The following is an 18,949-nucleotide window of genomic DNA, read 5'->3' as shown; positions in this document are numbered from 1 at the left end:
GTCAGTCCTCCCGCGGCTGCAGGGCCGGGATGCGCCAGGCGCGCACGCCTTCGCGCGGGTGGTACATGCGCAGGATCAGGTAGAAGCGGCCGGCGGGCGCGGGCAGCCAGTTGGCGGCATCGGCGGGCCGCGCATGGCCCAGCACCAGTTCCAGGCTGCCATCGGCACCGCGCGCGAGGCCCTGCGTGCGGTCGCCGATCGCATGGCGGCCGATCGCGTTGGGATAGAGGAAGCGGTCGCTGTCGTAGAGCGTCACCGACCAGAAGGCGTCGGCCGGCGGCATGTCGTCGGCCTCGAAGCGCATCGCGTAGCGGCGCCGGCCGTCGAGCGGCTCCAGCTTCGCGTCGTGGTGCGAGGCGGCGTACACGGCCTCGCTGGTGGCCAGCGCGCCCAGGCCCAGGTAGGCGGTGCGCGCGCGGCCGAGGAACTCGTTGCCGTAGCGGCCGGTGGCGGGCGTCATGGCCCAGGCCTTGGGCCGGTGGTGCCGGCCCACCGCGCCGACCGCGCGCACGCCCTCGGCGAAACCTTCGACTAGGCCCTCGCGCAGCGGCGCGTCGAGCGCGTCCCACGCGAAGCCCGCGTCGGGCCGCAGCCCGGCTTGGCCGAACCAGGCCACCAGGGCGCGGTCCTCGACGCGGCCCGGCGCCTCGGCGAGCGCCTGGCAGAGGTTGGCGAAGAAGCGCGGCGCGACCTGCGCGGCCGGCTCGCCGTTCTCGAAGGCGGCCGCCATGGCGTCGACCGGTTCGCCGACCCAGCGTTCGATCGCCGCCGGGCGGCCGCGCGGCACCGTGCCGGGCGCGGGCGCGAGCCGGATCTCGGACTGCAGCGCGCGCGCCGCGGGCCAGTCGGCCTCGTCGCCGACCAGGATGCGGCCGATCAGCCACACCAGGTCGGTCGGGCAGCGCACCACGCGGTGCGCGGCCAGCGCCTCGGGCACCGTGCCGCCCGGGCCCACGAGCACCACGGTCTCGCCCGCGGGATCGCAGTTGCGCGGCCCGAGGTTCTCGAAGTTCTCGGTGTAGGCGTCGTACAGCGGCAGCACGAAATAGCGCCCCGGATGGCGCGCGGCCGCGGGCACGCTCAGCAGCATCGGGCCGTCGGCCAGGTGGATCCAGGCGATGGTGTAGAGCAGGTCGTTGGCCGGCGTCACCACGTCGCGGTCCTCGTGGGTCGAGGGGCGCGGCGCATGGTGCAGCGTGTTGATCGGCGCGCGCACGTCCGAGCCGGCCGAGGTGCCGATGCGGCGTTCGGCGCGCGGCGCGGTCTGCAGCGCGCAGGTGCGATAGGTCTCGGTCAGCGGATAGCCGTAGACGAAGGCGGCGAGGCCGATCGAGCGCGCGAGCGCCTGGCGCGCGGCGTCGACGGTGGCCTGGGAGGCGGGAGCATTCATGGGGACGAAACCTCTTGGCTGGTGGCGATGAAGGAAGGGGAAAGAAATCAGTCGAGCTTCACGCCCGTGGCCTGCGTGAGCCGCAGCGTCACGGGCAGGAAGGCGCGGTAGGCGGCGCTGGCCTCGGCTGGCAGGTTGCCCACGGGCTCGGCGCCGAGTTCCTCGATGCGGCGCGCGACCTCGGGCTGGTGCACCACCGCGGCGACCTCGCGCCCGAGCCGCTCGACCACCGCGTCGGGCGTCTTCGCGGGCGCCATCAGCGAGGTCGGCCCGGTCAGCGCGTAGACCTCGTCGGCGAAGCCCTGCTCGGCGAAGGTCGGCACCTCGGGCAGCGCCTTGGCGCGGCGCGGCCCGGCGACCGCGAGCGCGCGCAGCTTGCCGGCCGCGATGTAGGGCTGCAGCGTGGCGATCGAGCCCACGGTCAGCTGGATCACGCCGCCGATCAGGTCGATCGCCATCGGGCTCTCGCCCTTGTAGGGCACGTGCAGCGTGCGCAGGCCGTAGGCGCGGTCCATGTAGACCTGGATCTGGTGCGGTTGCGTGCCCGGGCCCCAGGAGCCCATCGCGTACTTGCCGGGCGCGGCCTTCAGCACCGCGATCAGGCCGGCGACATCCTTGGCCGGCACCGAGGGATGCACCGCGAGCACGGTGCGCGTGGTGGCGATGTCCGAGACCATGCGCAGGTCGGTGCGCGGGTCGTAGGGCAGCTTGCCGTAGAGCACGATGTTGGCCGTGACCGGGCCCGGCACCGTCAGCAGCAGCGTGTGGCCGTCGGGCGCGCTCTTGGCGACGTAGTCGGTGCCGATGATCCCGCCCGCGCCGCTGCGGTTCTCGACCACCACGGGCTGGCCCAGCCGCTTCGACAGGCCCTCGGCGACCAGCCGCGCGAGGATGTCGGAGGAGCCGCCGGCCTGGTACTGCACGACGATGCGCAGCGGCTTCGACGGGAATTCGGCGCGGGCGCCGGCGGCCGCGAAGGCCGCGAGCGCGCACAGCAGCAGGCGTCGTTTCGAAAGCGTCATGCGATGCCTCCTTCCGCCGGCGACGGGTCGCGGCCCACGATCAGCGCATCGACCGCCACGCAGCCGCCCTCGGCCTGCGGCCGCGCGATCAGCGGATTGATCTCGGCGCTCGCCAGCGAATCGCCGGCGCGCAGCGCGAAGTCGGCGAGCGCGCACAGCGCATCGGCGATCGATGCGAGGTCGACCGGCGCCTTGCCGCGCGCGCCGTCGAGGATCGCGAAGGCGCGCAGCTCGCGCACCATCGCCAGCGTGTCCTCGCGCGTGACCGGCAGCACGCGCAGCGCCACGTCGCGCAGGGTCTCGACGTGGATGCCGCCGAGGCCGAACATCAGCACCGGCCCGAACACCGGGTCGCGGTGCACGCCCGCGATGCATTCGACGCCGCCGCTCGCCATGCGCGCCACCAGCGCACCGTCGAGCCGCGCCTCGGGCCGCGCGCTCAGCGCATGGTCGCGTGTGCGCTCGAAGGCCGCGCGCGCCTGCGCCGCGCCGCGCAGGCCGAGCGCCACGCCGCCGACGTCGGACTTGTGCGGGATGTCGGCGCTCACGATCTTCAGCGCCACGGCACCGCCGAAGGCCTCGGCCGCCGCCGCGGCCTCGTCGGCGCTGCGCGCCACGCGGTGCGCGACCACCGGCACGCCGGCCGCGGCGAGCAGCGCGAGCGCCGCGGGCTCGGCCATCGCGCCGGGCGCGAGCGCGATCGGATCGCCGGCCGGGCGCGTGTCGGTGGCATGCGGCGCATCCGTCTTCAATCCCGAGAGCGCGGCGATGGTGCGGATGCCGTCCGACGGATCGGCGAACACCAGGCAGCGCAGGCCTTCGAGCTCGGCGCGGCGTTCGGGCGAGAGCAGCGTGCTGATCGCGAGCAGCGTGTCGGGATAGGCCGCGCGCAGCGACGCCACCAGCGCGCGCAGCGTGGGCCAGAACGCATCCGACGCGCCCGCGGCCGCGAGGAAGCCCATCCACGAGGCGAAGCCGCGGTCGTCGAGCATCAGGCGCGCGCTGCGCTCGAGCAGGCTCATGTCGTTGGTCACCTGGCCCGTGATGTCGACCGGGTTGCGCGGCGCCGCGAACGGCACCCACTCGCGCAGCGTGGCCTGCGCGGCCTCGCCGAGCGGCTGCACGTCGAGGCCCTGCGCCGAGGCGTCGTCGGCCATCAGCGCGCCCACGCCGCCCGACAGCGTGAACAGCCCGATCGAGCGGTCGCGCGGCCGGCCGGCCACGGCGGCGCTGTGCGCCAGGTCGAAGAACTCGCCGAGGCTGCGCGCGCGCAGCACGCCGTAGCGGCGGAACACCGCGTCGTACACCGCGTCGTCGCCCGCGAGCGCCGCGGTGTGCGAGGCCGCCGCCTGCGCGCCCAGCGCGGTGCGGCCGACCTTGACCATCACCACCGGCTTGCCCGCGGCCTGCGCGAGCGCCAGCGCGGCGCGCAGCCGGGGGCCGTCGCGGCAGCCTTCCATGTAGCCCATGATCACGTCGGTGGCCGGGTCCTGCGCGAGCCAGGCCAGGCAGTCGGCGAACTGCAGGTCGGCCTCGTTGCCGGTGGTGGCCCACAGCGACAGGCCGACGCCGCGCTCGCGCGCCATCGCGTAGGCATAGGCACCGAAGGCGCCCGACTGGCTCACCAGCCCGATGCGCCCCGGCGCCACGCGGCCCACGCCGGGCGCGGGCGAGAAGGTGGCGTAGACCTTGTGCGCGATGTTCATGAAGCCCAGGCAGTTGGGCCCGATGAGCCGCAGGCCGGCCGCGCGGGCCTTGGCGCCGAGCCGCGCCTGCGCGGCCGTGCCTTCGGCGCCGGTCTCGGCGAAGCCCGAGGAGAACAGCACCACGCCCTTGACCTTCGCTTCGATCGCGTCGTCGAGCGCCGCATCGACCAGCGCGGCCGGCACCGAGAGGATCGCGAGATCCACCGGCTCGCCGATGGCGCGCAGGCTGGGCCAGGCCCGCAGCTCCTGGATGCGTTCGGCGTTCGGGTTGACCGGGTAGAGCGCGCCGTCGAAGCCGAAGCGGCGCTGGTAGTCGACCGGGATGCCGCCGATCTTCTGCGGGTTGGAGGAGGCGCCGACCACCGCGATGGAACGCGGCGCGAACAGGGCCGACAGGGATTCGGTCTGGGAGCTGAAGAAATCCATGGAAGAGGCGACGAGGGGTTTCAGAAGTTGTGGCGGATGCCGGTCGCGAGCACGCGCACGCCGTTGCCGCTGTCGGGCGCGACCGCGACCGTGGCGAGCGTGGCCGAGGCGCCATGCCGGTTGAGCAGCCGCAGCCAGCGCGCGTAGAGCACGGTGCGCTTGCTCAGGTAGTAGTCGTAGCCCAGGGTCCAGGCCAGCTGCGAACGCTCGCTCGCGTCCACCTTGCGCTGCATGGCCTCGAACATCAGGTTCGAGGCCGGCGTGATGTTGTAGGTGAGGCCGAGGCTCGCGAGCTTCGCGCTCGGCACGCCGGGCAGGCTCGAGCTGTTGCGCACGTAGTTGGCGTAGAGCTGCAGCCCGATCGCCTCCCAGTCGTAGGCCGCGCTCAGCGCCTGGTAGGTGCTGGTGCTCGGCTCGGCCACGGGCGCGGCGGCCGAGCCCGAGCGCGCGCGCTGGAAGGCATAGCCCACGTAGTAGGGCTTGCGCCCCCAGCTGAGGCTGCCGCCGTAGAGCGTGCCGCTGCTGTGGCTCGCGGCGCTGGCCTCGCCGGGCGCATAGGCGATGTCGGCGTAGAAATCGGCGATGGCCGGCGTGCGGTAGCGCACCATGTTGCTGGCGCGCGCCGCGAAGGGCAGCAGGCCGGGCTGCGCGTCGGTGGCGGCCACCAGGTTGATCGGCGAGAACACCGAGTTCACGCCATAGGGATCGGCCTTGAACAGCGTATAGAACATCGGCGTGTACATGCGGCCCGCGTCGATCTGGCCCCAGGGCGTCGACAGGCCGACGAAGGACTGGCGCGTGAACGCGATCTCGGGACCGGCCAGCGTGCCCTTGCCGGTGTCGGGCGCGAAGCCGGCCTCGAGCGTGAAGTGGGCGTCGAAGCCGCCGCCCAGGTCCTCCGCGCCGCGAAAGCCGAGGCGCGACGCGGTCTGGCCGCCGTCCTCGAGCCGCGTCGAGGAGCTCGGGCCCGACTTCGCGTGGGCCAGGTAGAGGTCGGCGGTGCCGAAGATCGTCACGCTGCCCTGGGCGAGCGCGAGCGAGGAGGAGGCCGCGAGCGCGAGGCCCGCGGCGGCTGTCTTCTTCATGTCGTCTTGTCTCCGGTGAGGCTCGCCGCCCGTCGAGGGCGGCTGCCGCTTGTGTGCTTGTCGGTGTCCGGTGCTTACGATAGAAACGACCGCCCCCCGAATCTGTCAATGCGTTGACAGATTCCCGAACATCGCCGCAGGGAGAACCCGCTGACCCGACCGCGCAAGACCGCCGAACGAGATGCCGAGGAGAACGCCGCGCTGCTCGAGCGCGCGCTGCGCTGGAACGAGCTGTTCTCGCGCTGGCCCGACGCGCGCCGCGCCGAGCTCATGAAGTCGGCGCGCCTGGAGCGCTACGGCCGCCGCACGCAGGTGCTCGCGCACGACCGCCATCGGCGCGAGCTGCTGGTGGTGGTGTCGGGCTGCCTCGAGATCAGCAGCATGAGCCCGAACGGCCGCAAGTACGTGAACGCGCTGCTCGGCCCGGGCCAGGTGGCGCCGCTGGTGCGGCTGCTCGACGAGGTGCCGCTGGCCTACGACTACCACGCGCACGAGGATTCGGTGATCGTGCACCTGCCGAGCGACGCGGTGCTGGCGGTGCTCGATGCCGAGCCGCTGCTGTGGCGCGACGTGGCGCGGCTGGGCCTGCAGCGCCAGCGCCTGAGCATCGTGCTGCTGCAGAACCAGATGCTCAACTCGATCCACGGCCGGGTGGCCGCGGCGCTGATGAACCTGGTCCACTTCTACAACGGCCAGGGCGAGGACGGCGCGCCGCCGCTGGTGCGGCTGTCGCAGACCGACCTCGCGGCCATGCTCGGGCTGTCGCGCCAGACCGTCAACAAGGAACTGGGCCGGCTGGTGGAGGAGGGCGCGATCGACATGCGCTACAAGCGCATCCGTATCGTCGACGCCGAGCGGCTCGCGCGCATCGCGGCCGGGACCTGAATCAGGGGTGGATCTTCTCGCCCCTGGCGAGCATCTCGACGAACTGCGCGATGCGCCGCGCGCGGGTCTCGGGCTTCTTCGCGCTCTGGGTGCGGAACAGCACCGCGAAGCGGTTGCGCGCATCGAGCGCGGCGAAGAACTTCGCGGCCTTCCTGTTGGCGTCGAGCGCGGCCCGCAGGTCGGGCGGCACGGTTGCCACGCTCGAGGCCTCGTAGGCGGCCTCCCAGCGGCCGTCGGCCTTGGCGCGTTCCACCTCGGCCAGGCCGCCGGGCTGCATGCGGCCTTCCTCGATCAGCCGCAGCGCCTTGGCGCGGTTGATCTGCGACCAGGTGCTGCGCTTCGTGCGCGGCGTGTAGCGCTGCAGGAAATGCGTGTCGCTCTCGCTCTTGCGCTGGCCGTCGATCCAGCCATGGCACAGCGCGAGATCGAGCGCCTGCGCGGTATCGACCGAGGCGATGCCGCTGGCCTTCTTCGCGAGCCGCAGCCAGACGCCGGCATGGCTCGCGTGGTGGCGCTCGTACCAGCGCGCGAGCGCGGCGGCGTCGGCGCATTCGACCGGCGTGTCGTCGACGATGCGCTCGGCCGCGGTGGACGCCTTCTTCGCCGGAGCTTTCTTTGCTGCCGTCACGGCACCCACCAGTAGCGCAGCGCGTGGAAGAAGATCGGCGCCGCGAAGATCACCGAGTCGAGCCGGTCGAGCATGCCGCCGTGGCCCTCGATCATCGACCCCCAGTCCTTCACGCCGCGGTCGCGCTTGATGGCCGACATCACGAGGCCGCCGAAGAAGCCCATCAGGCAGATGGTCAGCGACATCAGCGCGGCCTGCCACGGGTTGAAGGGCGTGGCCCACGACAGCGCGGCGCCGAGCGCGGTGGCGCTCGCGATGCCGCCGATCAGGCCCTCCCAGGTCTTCGAGGGCGAGAGCTCGGGCGCCACCTTGCGCTTGCCGAACAGCTTGCCCCAGATGTACTGCAGCACGTCGCTGCCCTGCACCACGATCACGAGGAAGGCGATCAAGAGCAGGTTGCGGCCCTCGAAGCCCGGGATCTGCAGGGTGAGCAGCGCCGGCACGTGGCTGATGCAGAACACGCAGACCATCAGGCCCCACTGGATCTTCGAGGTGCGCTCGAGGAAGCGCCGCGTGTCGCCGCCCACGGCCGCGAGGATCGGCAGCACCAGGAAGGCATAGACCGGGATGAAGATCGAATAGAGGCCGTACCAGTCGATCCAGACCAGGAAGTACTGCACCGGCAGGCCGATGTAGAAGGCGGCCGCGATCGCGTGGTGGTCGCCGCGCCGGGTGTAGGCCAGGCTGATGAACTCGCGCAGCGCGTAGAACGAGATCAGGTAGAACAGCACGATCACGCCGCCCTTGCCGAAGGCGAAAGCGAGCCCGATCGCCGCCACCATCACCCACCAGGCATTGACGCGCGCGTTGAGGTTGTCGATCACCGAATGCGGCTGGCCGTGCGCCACGCGCCACTTGAGCACGGCGCCGATGCCCGAGGCCAGCAGCAGCACGCCGAGCACGCCGCCGAACAATTGCAGGGTGGTCTGCGCGAAGGGCGAGAGCTCGATCATGCGGCGCTCCCCGGGGTCGGCTGCGGCGTCTCGTCGAGGCGGTCGTACTCGGGCCGCAGGTCGAGCATGGCGGTGCGCGCACGCGCCAGGAAGCTCGGCTTGTCCTCGCCCTCGGCCAGCACGATCGGCGTGCCGAAGCGCACCGTGCAGGCCAGCGGGATCGGCACCAGCGTGCCCTTGGGCAGCACGCGCTTGAGGTTCTCGATCCACACCGGCACCAGCCGCACGTTGGGGCAGGCGCGCGCGAGGTGGAACAGCCCGCTCTTGAGCGGCAGCAGGATCTCGTCGCCGGTGTTGCGCGTGCCCTCGGGGAACATGATCAGCGAGTCGCCGGCCTCGAGCGCGGCCTTCATCTGCTCGACCGGGTTGTCGCCCTGGCCCGAGCCGTCGCGCCGGATCATCAGCGCGTTGAACACGTCGGCGCCGATGAACTGGCGCAGCTTCGAGGCCATCCAGTAGTCCAGCCCCGCCACCGGCCGCGTGAGCGCGCGCAGGTCGGGGGGCAGCGTGGCCCACAGCAGCACGAAGTCGCCATGGCTGGTGTGGTTGGCGAAGTAAAGCGTCTGCTCGGCCTTGGGGCTGGTGCCCGACCAGATGGCGCGCACGCCAGTCAGGAGGCCCGCGGCGCCGATGATCAGCTTGCCCGCGACCACGGCGAGCGCGCGGCGCACGATGCCGGACGAAGGTTCGGGGGAGGGAGCGTCGTTCAAGTGAGGTCCTGTGTCATGAGGGCGAGCAGGAACATCGCGCTCTGGCAGGCGACCACGATGGCGTGGCGCTGCAGCAGTTGGCGGGTGCCCTGCGCGCGGTCGGCCAGCGGCCGCGCGGCGGAAGAAGCGTCATTGGCGCGCAGCCCGAGCCGCGCCAGCGCCTGGTCGAGCGCCTCGAGCGTGGCGATGGTGCCGCGCGCGAGGTCGTCGAACAGTGCCTGATCGAGTCGCAGCCGGAACGCGAAGTAGCGCTCGAGCACGCCGAGGATGGCGACGGCGCCGAAGGCCATGCTCGGCGTGGTGGGCAGCGAGCGCAAGGTGAGCGCGAGCACGAGTGCCGCGATCGCGCTGAGCGCGAAACCCCAGAGGGCCAGCACGCCGGCCGCGCGCAGCAGGCCGGCGAGCGCGGCGCAGGTGGCGCGGTCGGTGTCATTCATGGGGCGCTGCTCCGGTGGTGACGGTGGGAGCGCCGAGCGGCGCGAGCGCGGCGAACCAGGCCGGCCGCAGCACGATCTGCGGCCGCGCGCGGCGCACCGCGGCTTCGGCCGTCGCCAGCCCGTCGGCGGCACTGGCCACGCCATGCGTGCCGAGCCAGGCGATGGTCGCGGCCGCGCTGCGCGAGAAGCCGAGCGCGCAGCAGACCCAGACGGGGCCGCCACGCGCGGCGCGCCGCTGGCCCTCGATCGCCGCGGCCGCGCGCCGCAGCCGCTGCGAGGGCGGCACCACGAGGTCGAGCAGCGGCACGCAGCGCGCGCCGGTGGCATCGCGCGGCACCTGCAACTCGGCGCTGAGGCTCACCAGCCGCGGCCGGCCTGCGGCCTGCCATTCGGCCGCCGTGGGCAGGCGGCCGAGCCAGAGCCCGGGCACCACCTCGGCCGCGGGCGGCAGGCCGCGCGTCCACAGCCGCGCGTTGAGCGCCGCGCCGAGCCGGTAGGGCGCGAACAGCCAGCGCGCGGCCCAGCCCGTGCGGCCCTGGCTGTCCATCTGGAAGCCGCGCGCGCCGAAGCCCGCGTAGTTGAGCGCCACCAGCACCAGCGAGGCCGCGGGCCAGGCCAGCCACAGCGCCCAGCCGCCGCCCCACAGCGCGAGCGCGAGGCAGGCCAGCGCGCCCAGCGCGTAGAACGCCGCGAGCTTCCAGCGTTGCGGATCGCGCGCGAGCCGCCAGGCGCGCGGCATCGAGACCGTGCGCCGCAGCGGCCACAGCCAGATGCAGAAGAGGCCCAGCAGCGCGCCGGTCGGGATGTCGATGAAATGGTGCTGCCAGGTGGTCAGCACCGAGGCGCAGATCGCGAAGGCCCACAGGTGCAGCACGATGCGCGCCCAGCGCGGCCGGATGAACTGCCGATACCAGTCCCAGAGGATCACCGCCAGCGCGATGTGCAGCGAGGGCGCCTGGTTGTAGGGCTGGTCGAAGCCGCGCAGCGCCGCGAACAGGAAGGCCGGCGCGCCCTCGACCGCGGGCTGGCCGAAGCTGAAGTGCAGCGGCCAGAGCACGAAGCAGGAGCAGGCGATCAGCGTAGCGCTGACGAGCCGGGCGCCGTGGCGGTCGAGCGTGTGGCGGTCGCGCGCGAGGAACAGCGACAGCGCGTAGAAGACGTTGATGGTCCAGTAGGGAAAGATGGTCCAGGGCCAGAACGGCACCTGGCGTTCCCAGGCGAAGGCCATCGAGGGCACCTGCGCGCGCGTGGTGGCCCACCAGTTGGCGAGGCCGTAGGTCAGGTAGAACAGCGGCCCCAGCAGCGCCAGCCAGCCGGCGGCGCGCTTCCAGGGTCTGGCCGCGAACCAGGCGCGCATGGCGTCGCTCAGTGCTCGGTGCGCCGGGCCAGCGAGACGGTGAAGATGCCCCACTCGTCGCTGCGCTGGTCGATCTTGCGGAAGCCCGCCTCCTCCACCAGCTGGTCCATCTCGACCTGCGTGCGGCGGCGCATCACCCAGGCCTCGCCCTGGCGGTGGCTGGTGAGCGCGCGCGCGATCATCTCGAGCTGCGGATGCCAGGGCTGGCCGGTGTAGACCAGGTAGCCGCCGTCCTCCACCGCGTCGCCCACGCCCGCGAGCGAGCGCCGCACCATCTCGTTGTCGGGGAACAGCTCGTACAGCCCCGACACCACCGCCAGCGTGGGCCGCGGCGTGACGCTCGCGAGGCTCATGCGGTCGAAGGCGTCGGCCTGCACGAACTGGGCGACGTCCTCCAGCCCCTTCTCGGCGATCAGCGCGCGGCCGTCGCGCACGTTGATCTCGCTGTAGTCGCGCAGCAGGATCGAGCTGGCCTTGACCGGGCTCGCGAGCACCGCGTCGAGCACGTAGCGGCCATGGCCGGCGGCGATGTCCATCAGCCGCACCTCGCGGTGCATCTCGGCCAGCCGCTCCATCGCGATGCGCAGCAGCTCCTCGACATGGATCTTGCGCTGCCGGATGCCGCGCCAGCCGATGGCGTCGAGGTAGTTGCGGTCGATGGCGCGGCCCATGGCGCCCTTGCCCTGCGCGACGTTGCGGTAGACGTAGTCGAGCGTGCTGCCCGAGTCGAAGCCGGTGTCGTGGCCCAGCTTCACGCCCTCGGACAGGCCGCCGCCGAAGCGCAGCCCGGCGCGCGTGAGCGACCAGTAGAGGCCGCGCGGCGACAGCGCGGGCAGCGGCGCGGCCAGCGCGCGCGATTCCTCGGCGGTCTCGCCCTCGAGGTGGGCGCCGCGGCGGTCGACCGGCGCGGGCGCCTCGTCGAACAGGCGCAGCACGAATTCGCGGATGGCCTGCACCGCGGGTGCGCGGTCCTTCTCGCCCAGCGTGTCGTGGAAGAAGCCCGGCAGCACCGTCTTGGTCTTGACCGCGCTGCCCAGCCGTTCGAAGAACTGGTGCTGCGGCTTGTGGTGCACCACCCAGTCGGCGCCCGAGATCAGCAGCTGCACCGGCAGCGTGATCGCGTTGGCGTCGGCCACCACGCGCTCGGCCGCCTCGTACAGGCCCAGCAGGATGTTGACCGCGATCGGCCGCGTGATCAGCGGGTCGCTCTCGTAGCTCGCGATGCGCGCGGGGTCGTGCGTGAGGAACCTGGCCTTGACGTAGCTGTTGACGAAGAACAGGCCGCGCAGCTTGTGCATCAGCGCCAGGCCCGGCCGCGCGAAGGGCACGTAGAGCTTGACCTTGAAGGCCGGCGAGGCCAGCGTGAGGCCGCGCACCTTGGGCGCGTAGTCGTGGGCCCAGGTCGCGGCCAGCACCGCGCCCACGCTCTGCGCGATCACGTGGATGTCGTGCTCGGCCACGCCGTGCGCGCCGACGATGTGCTGCACGAAGGTCTGCACGTCGCGCACCGAGGTGCCGAAGCTGGGGCTGTAGCCGCGCTGGCCCGGCGAGCGGCCGTGGCCGCGCGCGTCCCAGGCGAAGAAGTCGAAGTCGGGCAGGTCGAGCTCGTCGACCAGGTGCGCCATGCGCGCGCCGTGCTCGTGGCCGCGGTGGAACAGCACGATGGCGCCGCGCCGCGCGGGGCCGGTGGCCGGCCAGTGGCGGTAGAACAGCGACTCGCCGTCGTGGGTGCGGAACTGGCGTTCCGCGAGCGGTCGCCGGGTGATGGAAGACGGCGAGGCGCCGGTGTCGAAATCGGTGGTGTTGTCGTTCATTGAATCCCTGTTGTTTCTTTTAGCGTGGCGGCGGTCGCGCCTTCGGCTTCGGCGAGCGCGCGGCGCACGCGGTTGACCACGGTCCAGGCCACGAGCAGCGCCACCAGCGGCATCAGCCAGGCGGTCCAGCCCGGCAGCGGGCCGCCGAGCGCCACGTAGAGGCCGAGCGCGCCGAACACGAAGGCACGGTCGCTCTTGCCGAGCGGCCCATCGTAGCGGCGCGAGGCACCGACCGTGGGGCCGAGCGCGCCGGCGAATTCGCTGAGCCCGGCCAGCACGATCACGGTGCCGACCCAGAACGGGCTGAAGGGCTGCACCAGCACGAAGGGCAGGTACAGCGCGGCGTCGGAGACCACGTCGGTGAGTTCGTTGAGGAAGGCGCCAAGCCGGCTTTGCTGGTGGTGCTCGCGCGCCAGCATGCCGTCGATGGCATTGAAGGCCATGCGCACGAACATCCAGGCCGGGATCAGCCCGAAGGCCGCGAGCGAGGGCGCGGCCAGGTAGAGCCACAGCCCGAGGGCCAGCGAGACCGCGCAGGCGCTCAGCGTGACCTGGTTGGCGGTGACGCCCCGTGCATGCAGGCCGACCACGAGCGGCCGAAGCAGGGCCTGGAAACGCGGCTTCAGTTCGTAGATCGACACCGTCGTGATCCCCTCTTCATTCTGGTCGGGGCATTCTGCCAGCGCAGGCGAGCGCTCCTGTAGGCGCAGGTCCCGCCTGCAAAAGCCCGCGGAAACCCGCGAAAGGCCCTCGTGGCGCCGTGGCCGCGGGCCGTCCGCGGCGGCGGGGCAGCCACTAAACTCGCCGCACCCCCCGCGCCCATGACCATCCAGACCGACGACTTCGCCCCCGCCCCGCAACGCGTGGTGTCCGCCGCGCCCGCCTCGCCCAACGAGGAGGCGATCGAGCGGGCCCTGCGCCCCAAGCTGCTCGACGAGTACGTCGGCCAGGCCAAGGTGCGCGAGCAGCTCGAGATCTTCATCGGCGCCGCGCGCAAGCGCCGCGAGGCGCTCGACCACGTGCTGCTGTTCGGCCCGCCGGGCCTGGGCAAGACCACGCTGTCGCACATCGTCGCGGCCGAGCTCGGCGTGAACCTGCGCCAGACCTCGGGCCCGGTTCTCGAGAAGCCCAAGGACCTGGCGGCGCTCTTGACCAACCTCGAGCCCAACGACGTGCTGTTCATCGACGAGATCCACCGGCTGAGCCCGGTCGTCGAGGAAATTCTCTACCCGGCGCTCGAGGACTACCAGATCGACATCATGATCGGCGAGGGCCCGGCCGCGCGCAGCATCAAGCTCGACCTGCAGCCCTTCACGCTGGTGGGCGCCACCACGCGCGCGGGCATGCTCACCAATCCGCTGCGCGACCGCTTCGGCATCGTCGCGCGGCTGGAGTTCTACACGCCCGAGGAGCTCGCCCTGATCGTGCGCCGCAGCGCCGGCCTGCTCAAGGTCGAGACCGACGAGGCCGGCGGCTTCGAGATCGCGCGCCGCTCGCGCGGCACGCCGCGCATCGCCAACCGGCTGCTGCGCCGCGTGCGCGACTATGCCGAGGTCAAGGGCGACGGCCGCATCACCGAGGAGATCGCGCACAAGGCGCTGGCCATGCTCGACGTCGACCCGCAGGGCTTCGACCTGATGGACCGCAAGCTGCTCGAGGCCGTGGTGCACCGCTTCGACGGCGGCCCGGTGGGACTCGACAACGTCGCGGCCAGCATCGGCGAGGAGCGCGACACCATCGAGGACGTGATCGAGCCCTACCTGATCCAGCAGGGCTACCTGCAGCGCACGCCGCGCGGGCGCATCGCCACCCTGGCCGCCTACCGCCACCTCGGCGTGGCGCCGCCCTCGGGCCGCGCCGAGGGCCAGGACCTTTTCGGAACTTGAGAGACTTTTCAGCATGCACACCCATGACCTGAGCGCGTGGCAGCACGAGCACCACTTCGGCACCGACAACGAACGCGCGGAGCGCAGCACCCGGCTCGTGATGTGGATCACCGCCGCGATGATGGCGGTCGAGATCGGCGCCGGCTGGTGGTTCAACTCGATGGCGCTGCTGGCCGACGGCTGGCACATGAGCTCGCACGCGCTGGCCATCGGCCTCAGCGCCTTCGCCTATGCGGCCGCGCGGCGCTATGCGCGCGACCCGCGCTTCGCCTTCGGCACCTGGAAGATCGAGGTGCTCGGCGGCTTCGCGAGCGCGCTGATGCTGCTGGGCGTGGCGGCGCTGATGGTGGTGGGCTCGCTCGAGCGGCTGTGGTCGCCGGCGGCGATCCACTATCCCGAGGCGATCTCGGTGGCGGTGCTCGGGTTGCTGGTCAACCTGGTCTGCGCGCGGCTGCTGGGCGGGGCGCATCACCACCATGGGCATGACCACGGGCATGCGCACGACCATGATCATCACCACGCGCACGGCGAGCATGGCCACGACCTGAACCTGCGCTCGGCCTACATCCACGTGGTGGCCGATGCCGCCACCTCGGTGCTCGCGATCACGGCACTGCTCGGCGGCTGGTTCTACGGCTGGGCCTGGCTCGATCCCGCGATGGGCATCGTGGGCGCCGTGCTGGTCGCGGTCTGGGCCAAGAACCTGCTGAAGGAAACCGGCCGCGTGCTGCTCGACCGCGAGATGGACCACCCGGTGGCCGAGGAGATCCGCGAGGGCATCGAGACCGGCCTGGCCGATTCGCTCACGCGCGTGGCCGACCTGCACGTATGGCGCGTGGGCCGCGAGGCCTATGCCTGCGCGCTCACGGTGGTGACCCATTCGGCCACGCTCACGGCCGACCAGGTGCGGGCCTGCTTCTCGATGCACGAGGAGATCCGGCACTCGACGGTCGAGATCCAGCGCTGCCACGACTGACGCGACCGCCGGCGCACGGCGTCAGTCCGGCGGCCGCGCGTGCCGCACGATCAGCGTCTGCGCCACGTAGTAGGTCGCGAGCACCCACAGCTGCGCCAGCGGCAGCGGCGCCACGAAGCGGTTGGTCGCGAGCAGCGAGTCGCTCAGCATGAAGAAGCAGGCGCCCGCCGCCACCCAGCCCGCGGCGGCGTCGCGCAGCACGAAGGCCCGGCCCAGCGCCTGGGCCGCCATGCAGGCGATCACCAGCACGTAGAGCGCGACCGGGATGCGCAGCGCGGCCGGCAATCCGCCCAGCCACAGGAAGGCGTACATCGCCGCGCCGATCGCCAGCGTGACCGCCAGCGCCGCCGGCCGCGGGAAGAAGCCCACGCCGAGGCGGAACACGCCGATGTAGGCCAGGTGCGCGAGCAGGAAGCACACGAGGCCGGGCACGAACAGCGAGGCCGGGCCCATCAGCAGCACGTCGCCCGCGAGCGAGCCGACCAGGCCCGCGACCAGCAGCGCGTCGAAGCGCGTCATGCCGCCGGGCCGCGCCAGCGCGCGCCGCGCGGCGATGAAGACCGCGATCGCGAGCGCCAGCGGCTTGGTCGCGTGGTGCAGCCAGGGCAGGCCGAGCGCGGCGCTCGCGGTGGCCAGCGCGGCGGCTTCCACCAGCAGCGCCTCGGCGATCGAGAGCCGCCCCTGCAGCACGCCGCCGATGGCCCACAGCGCGGCGGTGAGCGCGGCCAGCCACACGCTCGAACGCGAGAGCGGCATGCCGTCGGAGAACCACAGGAACACCGCCACGGCCGCGAGCAGCAGCAGGAACTGCACGCCCGCGAACCACTGCGCGCCGCGGCCCACTTCGGGCTCGTAGCGCCGCACCTGCGCGATGTCGAAGGCCGGCTTCGGAAAGCGCGCCGCCACGTCGGCCGGCCGCCAGCCCGGCGGCTTGAGCCACACGCGCAGCTTGTCGGCCCAACTGCGCGCATGCCACGAATCCCTGGCCAGGCCCCAGTAGACCTCGGCGTTGGCCCACAGCGGATCCCAGCTCGCGAGCGGGCTGCGCGTGCCGTAGACGCAGCGCTCGTCCTCTTCCTTGAAGCTGCCGAACAGCCGGTCCCACACGATCAGGATGCCGCCGTAGTTGCGGTCGAGGTAGCGGTCGTTGACCGCGTGGTGCACCCGGTGGTTCGAGGGCGAGCAGAACCAGCGGTCGAACCAGCCGAGCTTGCCGACCTGCTCGGTGTGGACCCAGAACTGGTAGAGCAGGTCGACCAGCGAGACCACGGCGAACACCAGCGGCGGCATGCCCGCGGCCGCCATCGGCAGGTAGAAGATCCAGCCCAGCAGCGCGCCGCTCGAGGTCTGGCGAAGCGCGGTCGAGAGGTTGTAGTGCTGGCTCTGGTGGTGCACCACGTGCGCGGCCCACAGCACGGCCGACTCGTGGCCCATGCGGTGCAGCCAGTAGTAGCAGAAGTCGTAGAACACCAGCGCCAGCAGCCAGCCGTACCAGGTGGTCCAGAAGTCGGTGCCGGGGAACAGCGCCACGGCCGAGTACACCGCGGTGTAGATGCCGATGCGCAGCAGGCCGGTGAGCACCGCGCTGATCTGGCTCAGCATGCCCAGGCCGATGCTGTTGACCGCGTCGGCGAGGCGGTAGGTGTCCTGCCCCGTGCCGCGGCGCGCGCGCAAGCGGCCGACCGCGAACTCGATCGCGATCAGCAGGAAGAAGACGGGGGTCGCGAGGACGATGATCTGGCCGGGGCGCATCGCGCGATTGTGGGCCGCGCCTGCGTGGGGACGTCATCGGGATGTCACGCACTTGCCATGGCCGGGTCATGCGGGACCGCCAATCTATCGGTCCATGCAACGCGACGATGCTTTTCTGCGCGCATGGCGCGACACCGCGGTCCAGCCCCCCGAGGCGGAGGACGAGGACGTTTCGCGTCCGGTTCAGCGTTTCAGGACGCTGTGGATCTCCGACCTGCACCTCGGAACGCCAGGCTGCCAGGCGCGGGCGTTGCTGGACTTCCTCAAGCACACCGAGTGCGAGACCCTGTTCCTGGTCGGCGACATCATCGACGGCTGGCAGCTCAAGCGGCACTGGTACTGGCCGCAGGCGCACAACGACGTGATCCAGAAGCTGCTGCGCAAGGCGCGCAAGGGCACGCGCGTGATCTTCATCCCGGGCAACCACGACGAGTTCGCGCGCAAGTACCTCAATCACAACTTCGGCGGCATCGACGTGGCCGAGGAATGGATCCACGAGACCGCCGACGGCCGCAAGCTCTGGATCATCCACGGCGACCTGTTCGACGGCGTGATCCAGTGCGCCAAGTGGCTGGCCTACGTGGGCGACTCGCTCTACGAATTCACGCTCAAGCTCAACCGCCACCTCAACTCGCTGCGCGCGCGCCTGGGGCTGCCGTACTGGTCGCTGTCGAAGTACCTCAAGGGCAAGGTCAAGCGCGCCGTGAGCTACGTCGGCGACTTCGAGAACGCCGTGGCGCGCGAGGCCCGCAACCGCGGCGCGCAGGGCGTGGTCTGCGGCCACATCCACCATGCCGAGATGCGCGACATCGACGGCATCCTCTACTGCAACGACGGCGACTGGGTCGAGAGCCTCACGGCGCTGGCCGAGCATGCCGATGGACAGCTCGAGATCATCGAATGGTCGGCGCACATGCCGGTGCCGTCGAAGGTCGCGCCGGCGCGCGAGGCCGTGGCGGCCTGAGACCCGTCCCGTTCAGGGATAGGCCGCTTCGCACAGCGCCAGCACCTCGCCGCGCAGCCAGCGATGCGAGGCATCCTGGTCGAGCCGCGGATGCCAGATCGCCGAGACGTTGAAGGGCGGTGTCGGCACGGGCAGCTCGAAGTGCCGCAGGCCCAGGGCCGTGGCATGGCCGGGCGTGAACGGATTGCCGAGGCAGGAGTGCGGGACGACGGCCAGCAGGTCGGACTGCCGCGCGACCTGCATCGCGTGGGTGTAGGCCGGCACCACCATCGCCACCTGCCGCGACAGGCCGCGCGCGGCCAGCGCGTCGTCGACCGGGTGGTCCATCTCGCCGGCGCGCGAGGCCACCACGTGGCCGCAGGCCGCATAGCGTTCGGCGGCGATCTCCGCCTCGTCGAGCAGCGGATGGCCGCTGCGGCACACGCCCACGTAGCGGTCGCGGAACAGCCGGCGCGTGCGCAGTTCGGGCGCCGTGGTTTTCACCGTGCCGAGCTCCAGGTCGATCCCGCCTTCGCGCAGCGGCCGGGCGTCCCAGTCCGGCTTGGGCGCGAAGCGCAGCCGCACCCGCGGCGCGGCCTGCCGGATCCGCGCCAGCAAGGGCGCGGCGAGCAGGTCGATGAAGCCCTCGCCGGCGCGCAGCGTGAAGCACTGGTCGAGCGTGGCGATCTGCAGCGCATGGTCGGCCGGGGCCAGCGCGGCCTGTGCCTCGCGCGCCAGCGCCGGGATGCGTTCGCGCAGCTGCATCGCGTAGGGCGTGAGCACGAGGCCGCGGCCGGCCTGCAGCAAGAGCCGGTCGCCCGTGGCCTCGCGCAGGCGCGTGAGCGTGCGGCTCATGGCGGACACGCTGAGCTCGAGCCGCCGCGCGGCGCCGGTCACGCTGCCCTCGGTCAGCAGGGCATCGAGGGCGGGCAGCAGGTTGAGGTCGACGCGGGGCATGGCGCCAGCATAGGGCAGGAGC

Annotated in this window: 17 protein-coding genes; 4 read left to right on the top strand and 13 right to left on the bottom strand. The window is 72.1% G+C overall.

Annotation, left to right across the window (positions count from 1 at the left end; genetic code table 11):
- Position 1 precedes the first annotated feature (1 nt).
- The 4 genes from KV106_RS18455 to KV106_RS18440 are packed head-to-tail and all read right to left on the bottom strand — an operon-like array spanning position 2 to position 5,629.
- Positions 2-1,390 carry a DUF1254 domain-containing protein gene (locus tag KV106_RS18455; protein ID WP_261211559.1) on the bottom strand — a complete coding sequence of 463 codons (1,389 nt, stop codon included), beginning with the start codon at positions 1,388-1,390 and terminating at the stop codon, positions 2-4.
- Positions 1,391-1,437: 47 nt separating this feature from the next.
- Positions 1,438-2,412, bottom strand: a complete 975-nt coding sequence (locus KV106_RS18450; protein ID WP_261211557.1) for a Bug family tripartite tricarboxylate transporter substrate binding protein — start codon at positions 2,410-2,412, stop codon at positions 1,438-1,440.
- Positions 2,409-4,544 (bottom strand): acetate--CoA ligase family protein, encoded by a 2,136-nt coding sequence (locus tag KV106_RS18445; protein ID WP_261211556.1) that lies wholly within the window; start codon positions 4,542-4,544, stop codon positions 2,409-2,411. The genes KV106_RS18450 and KV106_RS18445 overlap by 4 nt, the downstream gene beginning before the upstream one ends.
- A 20-nt stretch (positions 4,545-4,564) precedes the next feature.
- Entirely contained in the window at positions 4,565-5,629 is a 1,065-nt protein-coding gene (locus tag KV106_RS18440; protein ID WP_261211555.1) for a porin, read from the bottom strand.
- A 270-nt stretch (positions 5,630-5,899) separates the two neighbouring features.
- On the opposite strand from KV106_RS18440, the gene KV106_RS18435 reads away from it, so the two are divergent.
- Positions 5,900-6,514, top strand: a complete 615-nt coding sequence (locus KV106_RS18435; RefSeq protein ID WP_261211554.1) for a Crp/Fnr family transcriptional regulator — start codon at positions 5,900-5,902, stop codon at positions 6,512-6,514.
- A gap of 1 nt (position 6,515) precedes the next feature.
- On the opposite strand, the gene KV106_RS18430 is transcribed toward KV106_RS18435, so the two are convergent.
- From KV106_RS18430 to KV106_RS18400, 7 genes are read right to left on the bottom strand one after another with little or no spacing between them, the layout of a single operon-like run.
- Positions 6,516-7,142 (bottom strand): YdeI/OmpD-associated family protein, encoded by a 627-nt coding sequence (locus KV106_RS18430; RefSeq protein ID WP_409976536.1) that lies wholly within the window; start codon positions 7,140-7,142, stop codon positions 6,516-6,518.
- The gene (locus KV106_RS18425) at positions 7,139-8,095 is read right to left on the bottom strand and encodes a phosphatidate cytidylyltransferase (RefSeq protein WP_057590780.1); all 957 of its coding nucleotides are present in this window, start codon (positions 8,093-8,095) and stop codon (positions 7,139-7,141) included. The genes KV106_RS18430 and KV106_RS18425 overlap by 4 nt, the downstream gene beginning before the upstream one ends.
- Complete coding sequence (locus KV106_RS18420; protein ID WP_261211552.1) at positions 8,092-8,805, bottom strand: lysophospholipid acyltransferase family protein; 714 nt, start codon at positions 8,803-8,805, stop codon at positions 8,092-8,094. The genes KV106_RS18425 and KV106_RS18420 overlap by 4 nt, the downstream gene beginning before the upstream one ends.
- On the bottom strand, positions 8,802-9,242 hold the full coding sequence (locus tag KV106_RS18415; RefSeq protein WP_057590781.1) for a hypothetical protein: 441 nt from the start codon (positions 9,240-9,242) through the stop codon (positions 8,802-8,804). The genes KV106_RS18420 and KV106_RS18415 overlap by 4 nt, the downstream gene beginning before the upstream one ends.
- Positions 9,235-10,599 carry a phosphatase PAP2/dual specificity phosphatase family protein gene (locus KV106_RS18410; RefSeq protein ID WP_261211551.1) on the bottom strand — a complete coding sequence of 455 codons (1,365 nt, stop codon included), beginning with the start codon at positions 10,597-10,599 and terminating at the stop codon, positions 9,235-9,237. Before KV106_RS18410 ends, KV106_RS18415 begins: the two co-directional genes overlap by 8 nt.
- An 8-nt stretch (positions 10,600-10,607) precedes the next feature.
- Positions 10,608-12,413 (bottom strand): bifunctional alpha/beta hydrolase/class I SAM-dependent methyltransferase, encoded by a 1,806-nt coding sequence (locus tag KV106_RS18405; protein ID WP_261211549.1) that lies wholly within the window; start codon positions 12,411-12,413, stop codon positions 10,608-10,610.
- Positions 12,410-13,054 (bottom strand): CDP-alcohol phosphatidyltransferase family protein, encoded by a 645-nt coding sequence (locus KV106_RS18400; RefSeq protein WP_057590784.1) that lies wholly within the window; start codon positions 13,052-13,054, stop codon positions 12,410-12,412. Before KV106_RS18400 ends, KV106_RS18405 begins: the two co-directional genes overlap by 4 nt.
- A gap of 180 nt (positions 13,055-13,234) precedes the next feature.
- Between KV106_RS18400 and ruvB the strand changes: the two genes are divergently transcribed.
- Positions 13,235-14,299, top strand: coding sequence for a Holliday junction branch migration DNA helicase RuvB (ruvB, locus tag KV106_RS18395; protein WP_057590785.1), 1,065 nt, complete (start codon positions 13,235-13,237; stop codon positions 14,297-14,299).
- Positions 14,300-14,312: 13 nt separating this feature from the next.
- On the top strand, positions 14,313-15,275 hold the full coding sequence (gene dmeF, locus KV106_RS18390) for a CDF family Co(II)/Ni(II) efflux transporter DmeF (RefSeq protein WP_261211548.1): 963 nt from the start codon (positions 14,313-14,315) through the stop codon (positions 15,273-15,275).
- A 21-nt stretch (positions 15,276-15,296) separates the two neighbouring features.
- On the opposite strand, the gene KV106_RS18385 is transcribed toward dmeF, so the two are convergent.
- Positions 15,297-17,027 carry a lysoplasmalogenase family protein gene (locus KV106_RS18385; protein WP_261211546.1) on the bottom strand — a complete coding sequence of 577 codons (1,731 nt, stop codon included), beginning with the start codon at positions 17,025-17,027 and terminating at the stop codon, positions 15,297-15,299.
- Positions 17,028-17,121: 94 nt separating this feature from the next.
- On the opposite strand from KV106_RS18385, the gene KV106_RS18380 reads away from it, so the two are divergent.
- Positions 17,122-17,991, top strand: coding sequence for a UDP-2,3-diacylglucosamine diphosphatase (locus tag KV106_RS18380; protein WP_057596912.1), 870 nt, complete (start codon positions 17,122-17,124; stop codon positions 17,989-17,991).
- 12 nt (positions 17,992-18,003) lie between these two features.
- Here KV106_RS18380 and KV106_RS18375 read toward each other — a convergent pair whose 3' ends face one another.
- Positions 18,004-18,927, bottom strand: coding sequence for a LysR family transcriptional regulator (locus KV106_RS18375; RefSeq protein ID WP_261211545.1), 924 nt, complete (start codon positions 18,925-18,927; stop codon positions 18,004-18,006).
- Positions 18,928-18,949: the final 22 nt, after the last annotated feature.

This window comes from Variovorax endophyticus (assembly GCF_025376855.1).
Lineage (GTDB): Bacteria > Pseudomonadota > Gammaproteobacteria > Burkholderiales > Burkholderiaceae_C > Variovorax.
The sequence above is the reverse complement of the archived record's forward strand: the minus strand, read 5'-3'. Positions and strand labels throughout refer to the sequence as shown.

Bases quoted from the DNA above. Each gene is read 5' to 3' on its own strand.
- KV106_RS18455 (WP_261211559.1), bottom strand. From the start codon at position 1,390: ATGAATGCTCCCGCCTCCCAGGCCACCGTCGACGCCGCGCGCCAGGCG.
- KV106_RS18450 (WP_261211557.1), bottom strand. From the start codon at position 2,412: ATGACGCTTTCGAAACGACGCCTGCTGCTGTGCGCGCTCGCGGCCTTC.
- KV106_RS18445 (WP_261211556.1), bottom strand. From the start codon at position 4,544: ATGGATTTCTTCAGCTCCCAGACCGAATCCCTGTCGGCCCTGTTCGCG.
- KV106_RS18440 (WP_261211555.1), bottom strand. From the start codon at position 5,629: ATGAAGAAGACAGCCGCCGCGGGCCTCGCGCTCGCGGCCTCCTCCTCG.
- KV106_RS18435 (WP_261211554.1), top strand. From the start codon at position 5,900: ATGAAGTCGGCGCGCCTGGAGCGCTACGGCCGCCGCACGCAGGTGCTC.
- KV106_RS18425 (WP_057590780.1), bottom strand. From the start codon at position 8,095: ATGATCGAGCTCTCGCCCTTCGCGCAGACCACCCTGCAATTGTTCGGC.
- KV106_RS18415 (WP_057590781.1), bottom strand. From the start codon at position 9,242: ATGAATGACACCGACCGCGCCACCTGCGCCGCGCTCGCCGGCCTGCTG.
- KV106_RS18410 (WP_261211551.1), bottom strand. From the start codon at position 10,599: ATGCGCGCCTGGTTCGCGGCCAGACCCTGGAAGCGCGCCGCCGGCTGG.
- KV106_RS18405 (WP_261211549.1), bottom strand. From the start codon at position 12,413: ATGAACGACAACACCACCGATTTCGACACCGGCGCCTCGCCGTCTTCC.
- ruvB (WP_057590785.1), top strand. From the start codon at position 13,235: ATGACCATCCAGACCGACGACTTCGCCCCCGCCCCGCAACGCGTGGTG.
- dmeF (WP_261211548.1), top strand. From the start codon at position 14,313: ATGCACACCCATGACCTGAGCGCGTGGCAGCACGAGCACCACTTCGGC.
- KV106_RS18385 (WP_261211546.1), bottom strand. From the start codon at position 17,027: ATGCGCCCCGGCCAGATCATCGTCCTCGCGACCCCCGTCTTCTTCCTG.
- KV106_RS18380 (WP_057596912.1), top strand. From the start codon at position 17,122: ATGCAACGCGACGATGCTTTTCTGCGCGCATGGCGCGACACCGCGGTC.
- KV106_RS18375 (WP_261211545.1), bottom strand. From the start codon at position 18,927: ATGCCCCGCGTCGACCTCAACCTGCTGCCCGCCCTCGATGCCCTGCTG.